We start from the raw sequence: 18,884 nt of genomic DNA on the forward strand, positions 1-18,884 counted from the left end.
CGGATGAACAGTTGCACGCCGAACGACACCTCGAGGTCCGCGAGCGCCGTCGAGATCGACGGCTGCGAGATGTGCAGAAGTTTCGCGGCGGCGGTGAAAGATAGGGCTTCCGCGGTGACCACGAAATAGCGCAACTGGCGCAACGAGTAGCGCAACGGCTGACTCTCCATCGATAACGCTCCGTGCTCTGAATCCTCGATGCGCGAATTGTGACGCGGTCAAAAAGCCTTGCATAGGGAAATCCGATGCTATGCATTTTTTAAATATATTTTTCGGATTCTGCAAGGACGCGTAGATTTTCTTGAAACACGATCGACCCAGCGACCGACTGCCGTCGTGGAAGCGAATCGAAACATTCCGCCTTTTCACAAGGATGCAGCTATGACAGTGGAAACAACGTCAATCGACACCCTCGTGGTCGGCGCCGGCCAGGCCGGCGTCGCCATGAGCGAACATTTGAGCAGGCTGGGCGTACCGCATCTCGTGCTGGAACGCGCGCGTATTGCCGAGCAATGGCGCACCGGACGCTGGGATTCGCTGGTTGCAAACGGCCCCGCATGGCACGATCGCTTCCCGAATCTCGAATTCGCCGATTTCGACCCGAACGCGTTTGCGTCAAAGGAGCAGATCGCGGACTACTTCGTCGCCTACGCGAATAAATTGGAGGCGCCGATCCGCACCGGTGTGGAAGTGAAGAAGGTCGTGCGCAATGCGGGGCGCCCGGGCTTCACCATCGAAACGTCGGCGGGCCTGTTCGAGGCCGATCGTGTGGTGGTTGCGACCGGGCCATTCCAGCGCCCGGTGATTCCGCCAATCGCGCCGCGCGATTCGAGTCTCACCCAGCTTCACTCAGCCGCCTATCGCAATCCGGACCAATTGCCCGCAGGCGGCGTATTGGTGGTGGGAGCGGGATCGTCGGGCGTGCAAATCGCGGACGAACTGCAACGTGCGGGCAAGCGCGTCTATCTGTCGGTCGGCGCGCATGACCGGCCGCCGCGCGCCTATCGCGGCCGAGACTTCTGCTGGTGGCTCGGCGTGCTCGGCGAATGGGACGCGGAAGTCATGAAGCCGGGCAGGGAACACGTGACGATCGCGGTGAGCGGTGCGCGCGGCGGCCATATGGTGGACTTTCGCCGGCTCGCGAATCAAGGCATCACGCTTGTCGGTCTGACGAAATCGATCGATAACGGCGTGGTCGCCTTCGAGGCGGATCTCTCGGACAACATCAGGCGCGGCGACGAAAACTATCTGTCGCTGCTGGACGCGGCCGACGCGTACGCGGCGCGCAACGGTCTCGACCTGCCCGAAGAGCCGGAGGCCCGCGTCATTCCCGCCGATCCGGAATGCGTGACGCACCCGTTGCGCGATCTCGATCTGGCGCAAGCCGGCGTGACGTCGATCGTGTGGGCGACCGGGTATGCGGTGGATTTCGGCTGGTTGAAGGTCGACGCGTTCGACGAAAACGGTAAGCCGAAACATCAGCGCGGCGTGTCGAAGGAGCCCGGCATCTATTTTCTTGGCCTGCCGTGGCTATCGCGCCGGGGGTCCGCCTTCATCTGGGGCGTCTGGCACGACGCGAAGCACATCGCCGATCACATCGTCACGCAGCGCAAATATCTGGCTTACTACGACGGCCCGGCAGGCAACACGCAGAGCCGCCGCGACGAAGGCCCGTCTAATCCGCAATCCGTTTCTTCTTTCGTTGAGGTGCATTGATGAGCCAACCTACCCATACCCGTATCCGCATGTTCAACACGAAGGATACGTACCCGAACCAGACGCTCGACAACGACCTTTGCCAGGCCGTGCGAGCCGGCAACACGGTCTATGTGCGCGGACAGGTGGGCACGGACTTCGAAGGCCGCCTGGTTGGCATCGGCGACCCGCGTGCGCAGGCCGAGCAAGCGATGAAGAACGTCAGGCAGCTGCTCGAAGAAGCGGGCAGCGACCTGTCTCACATCGTCAAGACGACGACTTTCCTGACCGACATCCGCTACCGCGAGCCGGTCTATCAGGAAGTCGGCAAGTGGTTGAAGGGCGTGTTTCCTATCTCGACCGGGCTGGTGGTGGTCGCATTGGGGCAGCCGCAGTGGTTGATGGAAATCGACGTAATCGCGGTCATTCCGGATGGATGGACGCCGCCGAACACGTAAGGAGCATCACATGACATTTTCCATCGTCGGACGTTGTGCCGAGTCTGGACAGCTTGGGATCGCGATCAGTTCGTCCAGCATCGCGGTGGGCGCTCGCTGCCCGTGGTTGCGCGCCGGCGTAGGCGCGGTCGCGACGCAGAACGTCACGCTGCCTGCGCTCGGCCCGGACATCCTCGATCTGCTCGAGCACGAGCATCTGGACCCCGCCGCCGCGCTGGAGCGTGCGCTCGGCGCGAGCGAGTGGAGCGAGTACCGCCAGGTAACGGTGATCGATCAGCACGGGCGCACCGCGTTTTTCAGCGGCAAAGAAGCGCTCGGCACCTATCACGCGGCCGCCGGCAAACAATGCGTAGCCGCGGGCAACATGCTTGCCGGCATCGAGGTGATCGAGGCGATGCTTCCGGCGTTCGAACAGGCACCCGGCACGCTTGCCGATCGCCTGCTCGCGGCCATGCATGCGGCGATGTCTGCGGGCGGCGAAGCGGGGCCCGTGCATTCGGCGGCGCTCAAGATCGTCGGCGACGTGAGCTGGCCAATCGTCGATTTGCGGGTCGATTGGATCGACGACGACCCGATCGGCCAACTCGACGGTTTATGGCAAGCGTATCGGCCGCAGATGCAGGACTACTTGACCCGGGCCGTGAATCCGACGGCCGCGCCCAGCTATGGAGTGCCGGGCAATGAATGACAGATCCAGCCGCGCGCTGCTCGAACGGCTGATCGGTTTTGCCACGGTCAGCCGCGACTCCAACCTGGAGATGATCGAATTCATTCGGCTCTACCTGCGGGAGCTCGGCGTCGAGGGCGAGCTGTTCTACAACGCCGAGCGCACCAAGGCGAATCTGTTCGCCACGATAGGCCCGCGTGAGCGCGGCGGCATCGTGTTGTCCGGTCATACCGACGTCGTGCCTGTCGATGGCCAGGCGTGGACTGTCGACCCGTTCCGCCTGACTGAGCGCGACGGGCGGCTGTATGGGCGCGGCACGGCCGACATGAAAGGCTTCATCGCCTGCGTGCTGGCGGCGGTGCCCCGATTTCTCGACGGCGAGCTGAAGCAGCCGGTGCACGTTGCGTTGTCGTACGACGAGGAAGTCGGTTGCCTCGGCGTGCGGCCCATGCTGGCCGAACTACAGCGGCGTGCGCACAAGCCGACGTTGTGCCTGATCGGCGAGCCGACTGAACTGAAGCCGGTGCTGGGGCACAAGGGCAAGCTGGCGATGCGCTGTCAGGTGAAAGGCGCGCCTTGCCATTCGGCTTATGCGCCGTATGGCGTCAACGCCATTCAATACGCGGCAAGGATGATCGGCCGCCTGGAAGCGATCGGCGAGCAGCTGGCGCAGCCCGAACATCACGACGAGCGATTCGATCCGCCGTTCTCGACCGTGCAGACCGGTGTGATCAAAGGGGGCCGTGCGCTCAACATCGTCCCGGCCGAATGCGAATTCGACTTCGAAGTGCGCGCGCTGCCTGGCTTCGACGCAGACCAGGTAGCCGACGAATTGCGGACCTACGCCGAATCCGAACTGCTGCCGAGGATGCGCGCAGTGCAGTCGAACACCGACATTCGCCTTCAGTCGCTGTCCGCCTATCCGGGACTGGCGACCTCGCCCGACAGCGACGCGGCGCGTCTTCTGGCGCGGCTTAGCGGCTCTACCGAGTTCGGCACAGTTGCGTTCGGCACCGAAGGCGGCCTTTTCGATCAGGCCGGCATTGCAACGGTGGTTTGTGGACCGGGCAGCATGGACCAGGGGCACAAGCCGGATGAATTCGTCAGCGTCGATCAATTGAGCAGTTGCGATGCGATGCTGGCTCGTTTGGTGGATTACCTTTCGGACGCGCGGTGAGACATGCGCAGGCGCGACGATTCGCAGGCATTGGGCTGGAGCCAGGCGCTCAGGCGTCGAATCCGGCCAACAGGGAGACAAACTTGAATACTTCGCAACGCGATGCTTCGCCGTTGATCGAGAAACACACGATCGGCTACGCGAAAATGCGACCCCCGCGGACTGCGGCACCTCGGCAATACGCGGGGCAACGCTTAAGCGCCGCTAAAAAGCGACGCTAAAAACGACGCTCGAATCGCCACACCGGCAAATGGCCGGAAACGAGCGTCGCCGGCCGCGCGCAACTAAGCTATTGCCCGTCGCCGTACAGATCCAGCAACATCAACGTCACACCGTTGGTCCATCCGAAACCGTCCTGCAACGGATATTCGCCGCCGCCACCACCGCCTTCCCCGGCACCTTCGACGACGTACTTCTCGACCAGCTTCTGCTGCGTCTTGTAGACGTTTTCGACGTCGGCCAGAAAGCGGGTGCCAATCGGTTTCGCCAGGTCGGCGCGTCCATAGCGCTTGAGGCCCTGAATCGCGATCCAGTGCAGCGGCGCCCATCCGTTCGGCGCATCCCATTGCTGCGTCGTGTTGTAGGTCGACGTGGTGAGCCCGCCTTGCTTGAGCAGCACGTTCTGCACGGTCTGCGCGGTTTTCCACGCGCGATCAGGCCACGCCACCGCAGCCATCAACGGATACAGCATCGCCGGCGTCTGGTTGTCGCGCACCTTGTCGAGCCGCCAGTCGTAATCGCCGTAGTAGCCGTTGTTGTTCCACAGATAGCGGTTGATGCCTTCGGCGCGCCGCGTCGCATGCCCGATGAATTGCGCGACGCATTTAAAGTCGCGAGTAACGCTGCAGCCACGCGCGATTGTCGTCTCGAGATGGAACAGCAGGCTGTTCAGGTCGACAGGGATGATCGATGTCGTACGCACCGTCGCCAGTGTCTGGTTGTCGCCGAACCAGCGTGAGCTGAAATCCCAGCCGCTCTCCGCTGTCGCGCGCAGATCGCGATAGACCTCGTTGGCCGGGCGGCCACTCGCCTGCGCGGTCTGGACGTCCTCGAGGTACGATTCGTCGCGCGGCGTATCCAGTTCGTCCCAGTAGCGGTTCAACACCGTGCCGTCCTTCAGCACGACCACGTTGCGCGTCGCGCCGCCGGGCGGCGTGCTGTTCTCGCCCTGCATCCAGTACGCGTGCTCCTTGCGCATTGCCGGCAGGTACTTCTGATAGACCTTGTTGCCTTCCTGCTGCGCGGCGAGCTCGACCATATACGAGTAGAACGGCGGTTGCGAGCGGCTCAGATAATAGGTTCGATTGCCGTTCGGAATATGGCCGAAGGTGTCGATCATGTACGCGAAGTTGTCGAGCATGTCGTCGACGAGATCTTCACGCCCCGACTCCTGCAGCCCGAGCATCGTGAAGTATGTGTCCCAATAGTAGCCTTCGCGAAAGCGGCCACCCGGCACCACGTACGGCTTTGGCAGCGGGATCAGCGAGCTGTAGTCGGGCGCGCTCGTGGTCGTGCGCGTAAGGCCGCTCCATAGCCAGTCGATGTGATCACGCAGGCTCTGGTTCGGCGGCGGCGTGATGCTCTGGTCGGCCGGCAGCGTGAAGTTGTCGTTCACGAATGCTGGCAGCGAAAAACCCGATTGACCTTTTTGCGCGTCGTACATTTGCACGATAGTCGCGGGATTGCCTTTCGGGATCGCGTCGACGAACGTCTTCTGATCGGGGAAGACCTGCGCGGTCTGCACGGCGACGAACAGATCGCCATACAGAATGTCGGGTGCGGGCGGTAGCGCGCCGCCAACCTGCGTATCGGCAAAGCAGTTGACGGACGCGAGTACGAGCGCAGTGATACCTGCCGCGCCGATCGCGGTCGGCGAACCGCGCCGCATGAATCGCCTGCTTGTGCTACGCATAACGCGGTGCCGCGGCGCCAAGGCGGGATGTGATGCGGCGATGACAGGCGCGTCGCCCGACGAGGTGACGCGGCTGCGAGACAGTGACTGGATCCTCATGATGCCTCCAAGGTGTTTGGGCAGTTCACTGGTCTCATCGCAGCTTGCCATTCGATACCGTCTGCATGCGGCATACGCGTCCGGCATGAGATCGCCGGATCAAAGGCCTCGAAAGCATCGCACGGTTGCGAAGCATCAGGCAACTGCAGCGCAGCATATCGAGCACGCGTTGGATGTACGCAACCGGTCGCTCAGTCAGTCCACTCTGTTTCGCGTCCGCGCAGGCACGCTCAATGCCCGGCGCGGGTACAACGCTTGCTGATCAGATCACGCTCAACCGAGCGCCACCACCGCGATCTCGACCAGCAGATCACGTGAGGCAAGCTTCGCCTCGACGGTCGCGCGAGTCGGCGCGCAGCCTTGCGGCACCCATGCGTCCCACACTTCGTTCATGCCGGCGAAGTCGCGGTCAATGTTGGAAAGCCAGACTTGTGCGGAAACCAGGCGTGTCTTGTCGATCCCGGCCTTTTCCAGAAAGCCGTCGATCTTCTCCAGTACTTTCGCAGTTTGAACCTTGATATCGGGCGTAGGATCGGCCGAAGTCTGGCCGCCGATAAATACGAGGCCCGCGGCTTTGACGACGCGGCTCATACGTTGGTTGGTGTCGATACGAACGATATCGGTCATAAAAAACTCTCCGGGTAAAGTCAAACAAGGCCGTCGTGCGCGTGACAACGCGAGTGACGGAAAGAAGAAGGAAGCGCGCTAATGCGCGACCAGTTGCGTGGCCGCCGCGCGTGGCGACGACGCGCCGCCAGCGAAACGATCCACGGCGAACGCATCGAGTGAAATGGAAGGCGTACCGTCGAGTATCAGTTCGGACACGAGCTTGCCGCAGCCCGGTCCCAGCTGAAAGCCGCTGCCGCAATAGCCGAACGAGTAGTACAGATCGCTGGCCTTGCGGCTCGCGGAAATCACCGGCAGTTCATCGTCGGTGAAAGCTTCGACGCCCGCCCATGCGCGATTGACGCCGAGGTGGCGCAGATGTGGAAACAGATCGGTCACGGTCTGCGCGCTACGCACGAGGCGGACGAAATCGACTTCGCCGTGGCGATTGGCAAGATCCGCAATGCCGATCAGCTTGCCGCCGATCACCACCGTGCCGTTGTCGAACTGCTTGAACGATAGCGGCCGGCCGGTCGCGCCGAGCGTCGCGCGACAGAATGGCGCGACCCGATGCGTGACCATCAGCATCAGCCCCTCGGGATGCACCGGCACCGGTTCATCTACCTGCCTGGCCAGTTCGCCCGACCACGCGCCGGCGGTCACCAGCAGTTTCTCCGCGCTGAAGGTGCCCTGCGCGGTGATCGCGAACCAACGCGTGCCGCGCTGTTCGATGCGTCGCACCGGCGTGCCTTCCAGAAAACGCGCGCCGAGTTTTTGCGCGGCGAGCCGGAACGCGGTGGTCGTGCGATAAGGCAACGCGAAGCCGTCACGTTCCACCCAGATGCCCCCGGTGACATGCGGCGCCAACGCCGGTTCGAGTTCGAGAACGGACTCGCGGTCGATCACTTTCTCGTGCGTGAAGCCATGCGCTTGGAGCAACGCGACGCGCGCGCGGCAAGCTTCGAGTTCGTCGTCGCTTTCGGCGATTTTCAACTGACCGGAAGGCACGAAGCCGCCGTCCTCGCCAATCAGATCGGTCATGCGGTGCCAGATTTCGCGCGACATCAACGCGAGCGGAATTTCGGGCAACGGACGGCCGAGCGTGCGCACGCCGCCGGCGTTCACGCCGGACGAATGACGTGCGACGTAATCCGCTTCGAGCACGATCACCTTTGCGCCACGCCGCGCCATATGGAACGCGCTGCTGGTGCCATGCAAGCCGCCGCCCACGACCAGAACATCGGCGTCAAGCTGATGGGTGAGGTCATTCACCGGCGAGTTCTCCCAGCGTAAGCGGCTTGATCGGCGGGCGGATGCGGTAGTAGCCGACTTCGGCGGGCGAGACGCGGCGTGCGTCGGCGATCACCTCCGTCACCGTGAGTCCGCACATGCGGCCTTGACACGGCCCCATCCCGCAGCGTCCAAACGACTTGGCCTGATTCGGTCCGACGCAGCCCAGTTCGACGAACTTGCGCAACTCGCCCGCGGTGACTTCCTCGCAACGGCAGACAATGGTTTCGTCGCGTGGAATCCGGTTGATGTCGCGAGGACGATAAAGGCTGTCGAGAAACGGCCTGATCCTCATCACGTCAGCCAATGCGCGACGCTGCGGTGCCGTTTCCGTATCGCGCAACGCGGCGGTGATGGCACCCAGTTGCGCGGCCGCCGCTAGGCCTGCCAGCGAGCCTTGCAATGCCGCGGCCTGTGCGCCGCCAATGCCCGCGCCATCGCCCGCGACGAAAATCCCCGGCACGTCGAGTTCGCCCCACGCATCGACCTGCGGCGTGAAGCACAGTTGCCCGCTGTCCCAGCGGTGCGTGGCGCGCAAGGCCTGGGTGAATTGCGTGTTCGGCACCACGCCCTGATGCAACAGGATCACGTCGGCCTCGAGGCGATGCGCGCTACCTTGCGTCGTGAAGTGCAGTGCAGCCGCGCGTTCGACGTGATCCGTGCCGATGCGTGCTTCCACGCGCAGATCGTCGGCCGCCTCGAAGATCGGCACGCCCGCCTCACGCAGCGTGCGGATCAGTTGCAAACCCTTGGACAGAAACGGCCACGCGCGCAGCGCCGACAACACATGACGCTTCGCCCGCCAGCGATCTTCGTGACGCGTCGTATCCACCAGCGCGCGAATCGGCACACCGGCGCGCACGTATTGCCAGCCGAGCAGATAAAGCAGCGGGCCGCAGCCTGCGAGGATCGGCGGCGCGGCAGGCACTTCACCGGCACTCTTGAGCAGGATTTGCGCGGCGCCCGCGGTGAGCACGCCGGGCAGCGTCCAGCCCGGAATCGGAAAGGGCCGCTCCAATGCGCCGCTCGCGAGGATCACGCGCTGCGCGTCGAAGCTGCCGATCTTGCCGTCCTTCAGATAATTGACGCCGCGCTCGCGCGTGACTTGCCATACGCTCGCGTTGGTCACGTGGCGTGCGCCCGAAGTGGCAAACGCGTCGGCGATCACCGAGCCCGCTGCGTAGTCCGGGCCAAGAATGTCCTTGCGACGCGCATCGGCACGGCCGATGCCGCGATAGATCTGGCCGCCCACGGCGTCCTGTTCGTCGATCAATACGGTTTTCAGCCCGGCGCGCGCGGTGCGCGTCGCCGCGCTCATGCCGGCGGGACCGGCGCCGACCACCACGACGTCGACGGATTCGGATGCGAAATCAGCGGCCATGCGCGTTCTCCAGCGGTGCGTCGGTCAGATCGGTGCGGGTGACGGGCGGCAGATCGCGCGCGCCTTCCTGCGAGCGAATTCGCATACCCGCCTTTACTTCCACCATGCAACTCTGGCGGCTCGGTACGCCGTCTATTTCGACGAGGCATTCGAAACACGCGCCCATCATGCAGAACGGCGCGCGCGCCGCGCCAGAGACGGGCGTCGCACGAAAGCGCGAGACGCCCGACGCGAGCAGCGCCGCCGCGACAGAGCGGCCGCCGGGCACGGACAGTGGCTGATCGTTGAACCAGATGTCGAGGTTCGCGGCGGTTGCGTCTTGCGCGCCCGCCAGCGGCTTGAACAGGGTAGGGGTCGATTGGGAAGTCATGTCGGATGTCAGTGAGCGGGGATCGGTTCGCGAACGTCCTCAAAGCGGCGCGCGGAGAAAGTGGGCAGTTCTTCGGGCATCGGCGCGCCCATGATCCACGGCGCGACGCGCAGCGCATGCGCGGCCGCGAGTGTCACGCCGCTATGACAAGTGACGACAAAGGCCCCGGGATGCCGCGCGGACTGGTCGTAGATCGGAAAACCGTCGGGGCTGTAGACGCGTAGCGCGGCCCACATGCGCACTAGCCGCACGTGCTGCAATATCGGGAACGCGCGCACGCCGCGACGGGCAATGTCGGTGAGCACATGCGTCGTGGTGAAATCGTTGAAGCCGACTTCCTCCATCGAATCGCCGAACTGCACGGTGCCTTCGTCGGTCTGGCGCACGTTGAGCGTCGGGTAGTCGAGAAACGGGGCGACCCGCTCGCTCACCAGCACCTGGCCGCGATTGGGCGCGACCGGCGCGTTCAGGCCAACGAACGGCGCAAGTGCGCGATTGCCAAGCCCGGCCGCGAGCACGACGCGCGCCGCGCGATAAGCGCCGCGCTTGCCGTGGACGACGAAGCCATTCGCCTGCGGCTCGATCCGTTCGGCGCGTTCACCCGATACCAGTTGCACGCCACGCGCCTGCATCGCGGTATGCAGCGCGCGCAGCAGCTTGAGCGGATTCACATGGCCATCCATCGGCGTATAGCTTGCGCCGATCACGTCCGGGCCGATCTGCGGAATCCGTGCGCGTACCTCGGCGGCATCGAGCATCTGATACGGGTAATCGCCGAGTGCCGCTTGCAGCGTCGACAGACGTTTGTCGCGCTCGGCGAGTTCGGCTTCGTTGAAACAGAAATGGAAGCCGCCGGGCTGGCGCAACGCGACGTCCACGCCGCTTTCGTCCAGCAACGCTTTCGCCAGCAGCGGCCAGCGCGTGGCCGAACTGCGCGACCAGCGCGCATACGGCGACAGTCCGTAGCCCTTGCCCTGAATCCACACGAGGCCGAAGTTGCCGCGCGACGCGCGAAAGCCGCCGTCGTCTTCGTCGAGCACCGTGACGCGCGCGCCTTCGCGGGCGAGTCCGTAGGCCACGGCCGAACCCACGAGGCCGCCGCCCAGAACCAGCACATCGGGGCTGGCAGTGCTTGTCAATGTCATCGGGCTTCTCCGATCAAAATGCGATCGAGTCCCACCATCCGATCGAGCACGATCATCAGCAGGACAGTGCCGACGATCAGCACCGCCGACACCGAGGCGACCAGCGGATCGATCGTCTGCGCGATCTGGTTGTACATGGCGACGGGCAGCGTGGTGGTGCCGGGCGTCGCGACGAAAATGGTCATCGTGAGTTCGTCGAAACTCTGGATGAACGACAGCACCCAGCCGCCCGCGACGCCGGTGCGGATCATCGGCAGCACCACGCGGCGAAACGCGGTGAAGCGGCTGGCGCCGCACGACAGCGCCGCACGCTCGGCATCGCGATCGAGCCCGACCGCCGACGACAACGCGAGCCGCAGCGCGTAAGGCAGCACGATGATCACGTGCGCACAGACCAGCGACCAGAACGATCCCGACAGATTCAGCAGCGACAGGAAACGCAGGAACGCAATGCCGAGCACGACAGCGGGAATCATCATCGGCGACAGAAAGAAGCTCGTCAGCGCGGCGCGGCCCGCGAAGCGATAGCGCGCGATGGCGAGCGCGGCGGGCACCGCCAGGATCACGCCGATAGTCGCCGACGCGAACGCGAGCCGCACCGAGAGCCAGAACGCCGAGACGATGTCGTCGTTCTGGAGGATCGCGCGAAACCAGCGTAGCGACGCGCCATCGAAAGGCATCGAGATGTAGCCCTTATCCGTGAAGGCGACCAGCATCACCGCCGCGAGCGGCGCAATGATGAAGGCGAGGAACAACGCGTTATAAACGAGCCCGAGCATGCCGTTCTGTTTCATGGTCGCTGTTCCTGTCAGTCGAAGATGTGCTGGAAGCGGCGCTCGGCGAGGCGGCTGCAGCCCATCACGATCGCCACGTTGGCGATCAGCAGCAGCACCGCGATACTCGCGCCGAGCGGCCAGTTGAGCGTGCCGAGGAATTCGTCGTAAGCGGCGGTGGCGACCACCTTCAGGCGGCGCCCGCCGATCAGCGCGGGCGTTGCGAAGGCCGAGGCCGACAACGCGAACACGATGATCGAACCGGACAGCACGCCCGGCATGATCTGCGGCAGCACCACGCGGCGAAACACCTTGAACGGCGAGCCGCCGAGCGAGCGGCCGGCCCATTCCATTTGCGGATCGAGCTTCTGCATGGTGGCCCACACCGACATCACCATGAACGGCACCAGAACGTGGGTGAGCGCGATGATCATGCCGGTCATCGTGAACACGAGGCGGACCGGTTCGCTCGTGATGTGCAGCGACTGCAGCAGGTTGTTCAGCACGCCGTTGTTGCCGAGCAGGATTTGCCAGCCGAGCGTGCGCACCACCACCGAGATCAGCAGCGGGCCGAGCACGACCAGCAGACACAGCGACTGCCACGGACGCTTCATGCGGGCAAGCACGATGGTTTCCGGCACGCCGAGCACGATGGAAAGCAGCGTGACGGCGAATGCAAGACCCGCGGTGCGCAGGAAGATCGTGCCGTAATACGGATCGCTGATCACCTGCCAGTAATTCGTGAGGGTATAGGCCGACGTGACGCCGGCCGTGTCGCTGAAGACGCGAAACGACAGCATCAGCGTGAGCAGCAGCGGCACCAGCAGCAGACCGGCGAAGAGCAGCAGCGCGGGGGCTGACAGCAGCCACGGCGCGGCACCGGGGCGGGCGTCGTCAAGCGTGGCCATGAGCGCGCTCCGGGTCGTCCTGGGTGAGGACGCGCAGGTCGTCGTCGGTCCATGCAAGCCCCACTTCGTGACCTTCGTCGGGCGGCGGCGCGCCCAGGTTCGGCTGCGCGACGCGCAGCCGGCCGAGTTCGGTTTCCACTTCGAGCAGCCACTGATTGCCGACGAAAACACGCGTGGTGATGCGGCCACGCACGCGGGCGTCGCCATTCGCGAGGTGCACTTTCTCCGGCCGGATGTAGACGTTCACCGAGCCGTTCACATGGCGCCCTTCGTGCGGGACGTGCAGCGTGGTGCCCGCCACCGACACTTCCGCGCAACGCGGATTGTGGCGCAGCACCTCGCCCGCCAACGCGTTGGTGCGGCCGAGGAAGGTGGAAGCGAACGGCGTGGCGGGGCGCTCATACGCGTCGTATGGGGTGCTCAGTTGCGCAATCACGCCGCGATGCATCACGGCGATCCGGTCGCTCATCGTCATTGCTTCGACCTGGTCGTGCGTGACGAGAATCGTCGTGATGCCGAGACGTTTCTGGATGGCGCGCAGTTCGATGTGCATTTCCTCGCGCAGCTTTGCGTCGAGATTCGACATCGGTTCGTCGAGCAGCAGCAGTTCGGGTTGCATCGCAATCGCGCGCGCGATCGCCACGCGTTGGCGCTGGCCGCCTGACAACTCCTTCGGATAGCGATGGCCGAGCGCATCGAGACGCACCAGCGAAAGCGCTTCGGCCACGCGCTGTTCCCGCTCCTTGCGCGGGACCTTGCGCATCTCCAGACCGAAGCCGACATTGCCGGCCACCGTCATATGAGGAAACAGCGCGTAGCTCTGGAACACCACGCCAATGCCGCGTTTTTCGGGACGTTCGTGGGTGATGTCGCGGCCGTCCAGCATGATTCGCCCGGTGGTCGGCGTGATGAAGCCCGCGACCATCTGCAGCGTGGTGGTCTTGCCGCAGCCGGAGGGCCCGAGCAACGCGAGCAGTTCCCCACGTTCGACGGACAGATCGAGCTGCTCTATCGCAGTGAAATCGCCGTAACGCTTCGAGATGCGTTGCAGAGTCAGAAAGGCCATACGCCTCGCTCCTTGATCAGATCGCGCGCCGCGCGGGGAACTTGCCGGAGACCGATGCAATGCCCGGCATCAACGTTCGACAGTACGGTTCCAGCGCTCCGTCCATTCGGTGCGATGCTGGTTGATCGTGGCCCAGTCCATCGCGGTCAGCTTCGAGACCTGCGCCGTTCCGTATGGGACGCGCGCGGCGACTTCGGGCGTGAGCTTCACGGTCTTGTTGACCGGACCGAGGCCCATGCCTTGCGCCTGCAGCAGCTGCACTTCGGGGCTCAACAGGTACTGCACGAACTGTTGCGACAACTGTGGCTGCGCGTTTTCCGCGACCACGCACGCGGCCACCTGCAACGCGACCGCACCTTCCTTCGGGTAGATGAACTTGAGCGGGAAGCCGGTGTTCTGCAACGCCACCGCGCGACCGCTGCCGTACGGCGCGAGGATCACGTCACCGGCCTGCATCTGGCCGTCCATCTCGCCGGGCGTCGGCGCCCAGGAGAGAACGTTCGGCGCGACCTGTTTGGTCATCGCGGCGAAGCCTGGGTCGATATTTTTTTCGCCGCCGCCGTCCATCCGCGCGAGCATCACCAGCGTATGCAGGCCATACGTGTTGGTGATCGGCGGCACGCCGAGCTTGCCTTTGAAGCGGCTGTCGGTCAGCGCCTTCCATGAATCGGGTGGCGGCAGGCCGGCTTTCTTGAACGCTTCCTCGTTGTAGCCAATGCCGGTCGCCACCATGCCCACGCCGATCGCGGTCGGCCCGAGCCTGGCGAGCGGATACACGTCTTTCATCACGGGGGCGTCGTCGAGCTTCGCGCACAGGTTCAGTTGCATCGCCTGATACATCGGACCGTCGTCCATCACCGCGACGTTGATCTGTTGGTGACCTTTTTGCGCCTGCAGCTTCGCGAGCGTATCGCTCGAATTCCCCGCGACGTAGACGATCTTGACGTCGTGCGCCTTTTCGAAGGCCGGGATGATTTTTTGCCGGTAGATCTGTTCGTTCGAGCCGCCGACGTTGGCCACGTACAGCGTGGTTTCGGCTTGCGCGAGCAACGGCACGGCCAGCGCGGAGGTGAACGCAACGGCCGCGATGGCGGCACGCGAGGGGACGCACAAACGGCGATGCAACGCTCTTTTCATGACGACGATCTCCAGTTCCGGTGTGGGGCGGCAGGCCCGGCGGCCCGTCGATAGAATCCAGTTTGGTTCGCACCAGTCATGCCGTCCAATACGAATAAAATACCGACCTATGCATGGGTGATATGGACTAAGGTTGACCCCACCAGGGAGAACACGCATGAATCTGAAGCACATCGAGGCGTTTCGCGCGGTGATGGTGTCGGGGTCGATGACCGCTGCCGCCAAGGCGCTTTTCACATCGCAGCCGAACGTGAGCCGGCTGATTGCCCAGCTGGAGCGCGACACGGGCTTGCAGCTTTTCCAGCGCAGCGGCGTGCGCCTGATTCCGACCAGCGAAGGCGAGGCGTTTTTTCGCGAAGTCGAGCGCGCGTTCGTCGGCTTGCAGGGATTGGCGAATGCCGCGGCGCAGATCCGCAATCTCGGTAGCGGGCGTTTGCGGATCGCCGCGATGCCGTCCGCGGGTATGACGCTGGTGCCGCATGCGATCAAGCGGTTTGTCGAACTGTTCCCGGACGTGACCGTGTCGCTGCATGTGAATACATCGGCCACGGTCAACCATTGGACCGCTTCGCAGTTCTGCGATCTCGGGGTGGCGGTGTATGTCAGCGAGGCGTCCGAGTGCGACGTCGAGCAACTATCGAATGTGGCCGCGGTTTGCGTGATGCCCGCCAAGCATCGGCTGGCGAATAAGCGTGTCATCAAGCCGGAGGACCTGGAGGGTGAGTCGTTTATCTCGCTGTGTCATGGCGATGGCACGCGCGCGTCGATGGACGAAGTATTTTTACGCGCGGGCGTGCAGCGCATCCTGGCGATCGAGGCGCAATACACCGCGATGTGCTGCGAGATGGTCCGGCATGGGATGGGGGTGACGCTCGCGCATCCGATCGTCGCGCGTGATTTTGCCGGACCCGATATCGCGATCCGGCCGTTTCTGCCCGATACACTGTTTCCGACCTATCTGCTGTTTCCGCCGCACCGGCCGCGTGAGCGGCTCGCATCGGCGTTCGTGGAGGTGCTGCGGGGGTTGCACGGGGAATTGCTGGCGCAAGTTGCGCCGCTGGCTGGAGGAGGGAAAGCGCGCACCGGGGCGCGTTCGTCAGCTAACGCGTGATGGTCGATACAGGTATCGATGTCGCGGACCCGACGCGCGGAGCAACATCGCGATGCCGCATCGTCCTGTCATTCTTTTGCGGCAACGCGCGGCAGTGCCTCGTGCTGCCCCACGAGCCGCGTCAATGCCTCGCGGGCTTGAGCACAGAAAAGCGCGGTGATGCCGGAAGGCGACTGCGTCACCGAATGCACGAGGTAGAGCGGATCGCGAATTTCCGGCCGGAACGGGCGTACCGCCACGCGAGGTTTCGCGTACGCAGCCGTGACGGGATCGATCAGTGCGACGCCTGCGCCATTGGCGACGAGCGCGACGATCGTCTGCGACAGTTGGGCCTCGAGCGTCATCTGACGCTGCACGCCGTGCTCGACGAACAGACGGTCGATCGCCGCGCGCGCATCGAACGAACGCGGAAAGGAAATGAAGGGCTCGCCTTGCAGATCGGCAGGCTTCAGCACACGCTTGCTGGCGAGCCGGTGCGTAAGCGGCAGGATGCAGCGCATCGACGCATCCGTTAGCCGTTCCGGCCGCACGGCCGGATGCGGAATCGCTTCGGCGATGAAGCCGACGTCGCATTGCCCCGACGCCACCATATCGACGACCGTGTTCGCACTATGCGTCAACAATGTCACATCGATGCCCTGATGCGCGTGGACGAACTGCGCGACGACAGCGGGCAGCAGTTCGAGTGCAATGGCGGGCGATCCTGCCACACGCAGCGAGCCGCGTCGCATCGCGCGTATCTGCTGCGCGGCGTGACCGATCAGGTCGAGACCGACGAACGCGCGTTCCACTTCCTCGTATAACACGCGTGCTTCGGCTGTCGGCACGAGCCTTCCCTGCTGGCGTTCGAACAGCGTAAATCCCACGCTTTCCTCGAAATCCGCGATCAGCCGGCTGACGGCCGGCTGCGATACGTGAAGCGACTGCGCGGCGCGTGTCACGGTATGGCGCTGGATCAGCGCGCGAAACGCTTCGACCTGTCGGATCTTGAGGTCAGTCGAGCTCATAACATTGGCGTATAGGCGATGAAAAAAACGGCATTTGACGCCGTATTTTGCCAGCCGGATGCTACGGCCGACAGCATTTCCAAGCTATTTCGCATCGTGACTGGTATCCATAACACAAACACCCACATGTTCGACATCGTGGTCGTGGGTGGCGGCCTCGTCGGCATGGCCATCGCCTATGGGCTCGCGCGCCTGCGCGTGCGCGTCGCCGTGTGCGACGGCGCCGACAGCGCTTATCGGGCGGCGCGCGGAAATTTCGGCTTGGTGTGGGTGCAGGGCAAGGGCGGGCGCTGCTTGCCGTACGCACAGTGGTCGCTCGGTTCGTCGGAGCGCTGGCCGGCGTTCGCGGCGCAACTGTTGCACGAAACCGGCGTCGGCGTCGGGTTCGAGCGGCCAGGCGGCATCGAACTGTGCGAAACGCTTGAGGAACTCGACAAAGGACAGACGCTGCTCGAATCGTTGCGCCAGCAGGACGCGGGGCTCGACTACGAAGTGCTCGATCCGACCGCGTTACGCAAACGCATCCCGGCCGTATCGCCGGAACTGGCGGGCGCGCTGTATTCGCGTAACGACGGCCACGCGAGCCCCCTTTACACGCTGCGCGCATTGCAACAGGCATTTATCGCGCTGGGCGGCGTGTATCGGCCAAATGACGAAGTGCGCGAGGTGCTGCCGCGCGCGGGCCGCTTCGAGGTGGTCACCGCCGCGGGCACGCTGACAGCCGGGCGGGTGGTGCTCGCGGCGGGGCTCGGCAATGCGCGGCTCGCGCCGATGGTCGGCCTCGACGCACCGATCTCGCCGTTGCGAGGACAGATCATGGTGACCGAGCGCCTCGCGCCGTTCCTCGACTATCCGACGCTGGTCGTGCGGCAGACGCGCGAAGGCTCCGTGATGCTCGGCGATTCGGCGGAAGACGTAGGCTTCGACGACGGCACCACGCGCGGGGTGATGGCGGATATCGCGCGGCGCGCTGCGAAGGCGTTTCCGCTGCTCGCCCATGCGCGCATCGTGCGGGCATGGGGTGCGCTGCGGATCATGACGCGGGACGGTCTGCCCGTCTACGAAGAATCGGCATCGTTTCCGGGCGCGTTCATCGCGATCTGCCATAGCGGCGTGACGCTCGCCGCCGCGCACGCGGAAACGCTCGCACCGTGGATTGCGGGCGGCGCGCGTCCGCGCATGATCGAGCCGTTCGTCACCGCGCGTTTTCAACCGGTGGCGGATGCGACGGGAGCAAGCCATGTTTGAAGTCTTGCCGCTGAGATCCGATGCGAGCGTCGGTATCGAAATCGACGGCACCCCGTTGCGCGTTCCCGCGCATTTCACGGTCGCCGCGGCGTTGCTCGCAAGCGGGCAACTGACGTGCCGTTCGTCGGCCGTCTCCGGCGCCCCGCGCGGGCCGTTCTGCATGATGGGTGTGTGCTTCGAGTGCCTCGTCGAAATCGACGGCGTGCCGAATAGGCAGGGCTGCATGACGCGCGTCGCGGACGGCATGCGCGTGCGCTCGATGCATGCCAACGCGAGGCTCGCGTGACGGATATCCGATGCGATCTGCTGATCGTCGGCGCCGGTCCGGCGGGGATGGCGGCAGCCTGTGAGGCGCGCGTGCGCGGCCTGTCGGTGATCGTCGCCGACGAGGGCCATGTGCCCGGCGGCCAGATCTACCGCGATGCGGCGACGTCGCCGCTCCAAAGCACTGCCGCACTGGGCAACGACTATGCAGCGGGACGCCCGCTGATCGAGCGGTTTCGCGCATGCGGCGCGCGGTATCTGCCGCAGACGCTCGTCTGGCAGATCGCGCACGAGTCGCATACGGGCGTCACGGAGGTCGTGGCAATGCTCACGCGCGCACATCCGGCCGACGCGGCCAGCGGCTCCGGCGCAACGGGCACGCTCGCCGTGCATGCGCGCGGCGTCCTCATTGCGACCGGCGCGCAGGAGCGCCCGTGGCCGGTGCGGGGCTGGACGCTGCCGGGCGTGATGGGCGTCGGCGCGGCGCAGACGCTGCTCAAGTCGGCAGGTCTCGCGCCGCCCGAGCGGACCGTGTTGGCCGGCAGCGGGCCGCTGCTGTGGCTGTTCGCG

20 protein-coding genes are annotated in these 18,884 nt (G+C 64.6%); 8 read left to right on the top strand and 12 right to left on the bottom strand.

The window, feature by feature from the left end; translation table 11 throughout:
• Positions 1 to 170: LysR family transcriptional regulator (locus tag VGH68_RS21800; RefSeq protein WP_331605803.1), on the bottom strand; the 170-nt coding region annotated here is incomplete at its 3' end.
• 211 nt (positions 171 to 381) lie between these two features.
• Between VGH68_RS21800 and VGH68_RS21805 the strand changes: the two genes are divergently transcribed.
• From VGH68_RS21805 to argE, 4 genes are read left to right on the top strand one after another with little or no spacing between them, the layout of a single operon-like run.
• Positions 382 to 1,716: an NAD(P)/FAD-dependent oxidoreductase gene (locus VGH68_RS21805; RefSeq protein ID WP_331605782.1), complete on the top strand. Its 1,335-nt coding sequence runs from the start codon at positions 382 to 384 to the stop codon at positions 1,714 to 1,716.
• Positions 1,716 to 2,153: a RidA family protein gene (locus tag VGH68_RS21810; protein ID WP_331605783.1), complete on the top strand. Its 438-nt coding sequence runs from the start codon at positions 1,716 to 1,718 to the stop codon at positions 2,151 to 2,153. The genes VGH68_RS21805 and VGH68_RS21810 overlap by 1 nt, the downstream gene beginning before the upstream one ends.
• 10 nt (positions 2,154 to 2,163) lie before the next feature.
• Positions 2,164 to 2,841: a DUF1028 domain-containing protein gene (locus VGH68_RS21815; RefSeq protein WP_331605784.1), complete on the top strand. Its 678-nt coding sequence runs from the start codon at positions 2,164 to 2,166 to the stop codon at positions 2,839 to 2,841.
• Positions 2,834 to 3,997, top strand: coding sequence for an acetylornithine deacetylase (gene argE / locus VGH68_RS21820; protein WP_331605785.1), 1,164 nt, complete (start codon positions 2,834 to 2,836; stop codon positions 3,995 to 3,997). Before VGH68_RS21815 ends, argE begins: the two co-directional genes overlap by 8 nt.
• Before the next feature lie 289 nt (positions 3,998 to 4,286).
• Here the strand turns inward: argE and treA are convergent, their stop codons facing one another.
• From treA to VGH68_RS21870, 10 genes are all read right to left on the bottom strand, one after another.
• Positions 4,287 to 6,008 carry an alpha,alpha-trehalase TreA gene (treA, locus tag VGH68_RS21825; protein WP_414696970.1) on the bottom strand — a complete coding sequence of 574 codons (1,722 nt, stop codon included), beginning with the start codon at positions 6,006 to 6,008 and terminating at the stop codon, positions 4,287 to 4,289.
• 273 nt (positions 6,009 to 6,281) lie between these two features.
• Positions 6,282 to 6,635, bottom strand: coding sequence for a RidA family protein (locus tag VGH68_RS21830; RefSeq protein WP_331605787.1), 354 nt, complete (start codon positions 6,633 to 6,635; stop codon positions 6,282 to 6,284).
• Positions 6,636 to 6,713: 78 nt separating this feature from the next.
• Complete coding sequence (locus VGH68_RS21835) at positions 6,714 to 7,886, bottom strand: FAD-binding oxidoreductase (RefSeq protein ID WP_331605788.1); 1,173 nt, start codon at positions 7,884 to 7,886, stop codon at positions 6,714 to 6,716.
• Positions 7,879 to 9,285, bottom strand: a complete 1,407-nt coding sequence (locus tag VGH68_RS21840; RefSeq protein ID WP_331605789.1) for an FAD/NAD(P)-binding oxidoreductase — start codon at positions 9,283 to 9,285, stop codon at positions 7,879 to 7,881. Before VGH68_RS21840 ends, VGH68_RS21835 begins: the two co-directional genes overlap by 8 nt.
• Positions 9,275 to 9,655, bottom strand: a complete 381-nt coding sequence (locus VGH68_RS21845; RefSeq protein WP_331605790.1) for a (2Fe-2S)-binding protein — start codon at positions 9,653 to 9,655, stop codon at positions 9,275 to 9,277. The genes VGH68_RS21840 and VGH68_RS21845 overlap by 11 nt, the downstream gene beginning before the upstream one ends.
• 8 nt (positions 9,656 to 9,663) lie before the next feature.
• On the bottom strand, positions 9,664 to 10,800 hold the full coding sequence (locus VGH68_RS21850; RefSeq protein WP_331605791.1) for an FAD-dependent oxidoreductase: 1,137 nt from the start codon (positions 10,798 to 10,800) through the stop codon (positions 9,664 to 9,666).
• Positions 10,797 to 11,594, bottom strand: coding sequence for an ABC transporter permease (locus VGH68_RS21855; protein WP_331605793.1), 798 nt, complete (start codon positions 11,592 to 11,594; stop codon positions 10,797 to 10,799). The genes VGH68_RS21850 and VGH68_RS21855 overlap by 4 nt, the downstream gene beginning before the upstream one ends.
• A gap of 14 nt (positions 11,595 to 11,608) precedes the next feature.
• Positions 11,609 to 12,481, bottom strand: a complete 873-nt coding sequence (locus VGH68_RS21860) for an ABC transporter permease (RefSeq protein WP_331605794.1) — start codon at positions 12,479 to 12,481, stop codon at positions 11,609 to 11,611.
• Positions 12,468 to 13,547, bottom strand: a complete 1,080-nt coding sequence (locus VGH68_RS21865) for an ABC transporter ATP-binding protein (protein ID WP_331605795.1) — start codon at positions 13,545 to 13,547, stop codon at positions 12,468 to 12,470. The genes VGH68_RS21860 and VGH68_RS21865 overlap by 14 nt, the downstream gene beginning before the upstream one ends.
• 69 nt (positions 13,548 to 13,616) lie before the next feature.
• Positions 13,617 to 14,684 carry an ABC transporter substrate-binding protein gene (locus VGH68_RS21870; protein WP_331605796.1) on the bottom strand — a complete coding sequence of 356 codons (1,068 nt, stop codon included), beginning with the start codon at positions 14,682 to 14,684 and terminating at the stop codon, positions 13,617 to 13,619.
• Between the two features lie 157 nt (positions 14,685 to 14,841).
• Here VGH68_RS21870 and VGH68_RS21875 point away from each other — a divergent pair, with 157 nt between their 5' ends.
• Positions 14,842 to 15,795 (top strand): LysR substrate-binding domain-containing protein, encoded by a 954-nt coding sequence (locus tag VGH68_RS21875; protein ID WP_331605797.1) that lies wholly within the window; start codon positions 14,842 to 14,844, stop codon positions 15,793 to 15,795.
• 68 nt (positions 15,796 to 15,863) lie between these two features.
• On the opposite strand, the gene VGH68_RS21880 is transcribed toward VGH68_RS21875, so the two are convergent.
• The gene (locus tag VGH68_RS21880) at positions 15,864 to 16,802 is read right to left on the bottom strand and encodes a LysR substrate-binding domain-containing protein (protein WP_331605798.1); all 939 of its coding nucleotides are present in this window, start codon (positions 16,800 to 16,802) and stop codon (positions 15,864 to 15,866) included.
• 126 nt (positions 16,803 to 16,928) lie between these two features.
• On the opposite strand from VGH68_RS21880, the gene VGH68_RS21885 reads away from it, so the two are divergent.
• The 3 genes from VGH68_RS21885 to VGH68_RS21895 form a co-directional block, all read left to right on the top strand.
• Entirely contained in the window at positions 16,929 to 18,050 is a 1,122-nt protein-coding gene (locus tag VGH68_RS21885; protein ID WP_331605799.1) for an FAD-binding oxidoreductase, read from the top strand.
• Entirely contained in the window at positions 18,043 to 18,336 is a 294-nt protein-coding gene (locus tag VGH68_RS21890; RefSeq protein ID WP_331605801.1) for a (2Fe-2S)-binding protein, read from the top strand. Before VGH68_RS21885 ends, VGH68_RS21890 begins: the two co-directional genes overlap by 8 nt.
• Positions 18,333 to 18,884, top strand: a 552-nt coding sequence (locus VGH68_RS21895; RefSeq protein WP_331605802.1) for an FAD-binding protein, incomplete at its 3' end; no start/stop codon positions are given. The genes VGH68_RS21890 and VGH68_RS21895, both read left to right, overlap by 4 nt.

It is taken from the genome of Paraburkholderia sp. (assembly GCF_036488505.1).
GTDB lineage: Bacteria > Pseudomonadota > Gammaproteobacteria > Burkholderiales > Burkholderiaceae > Paraburkholderia.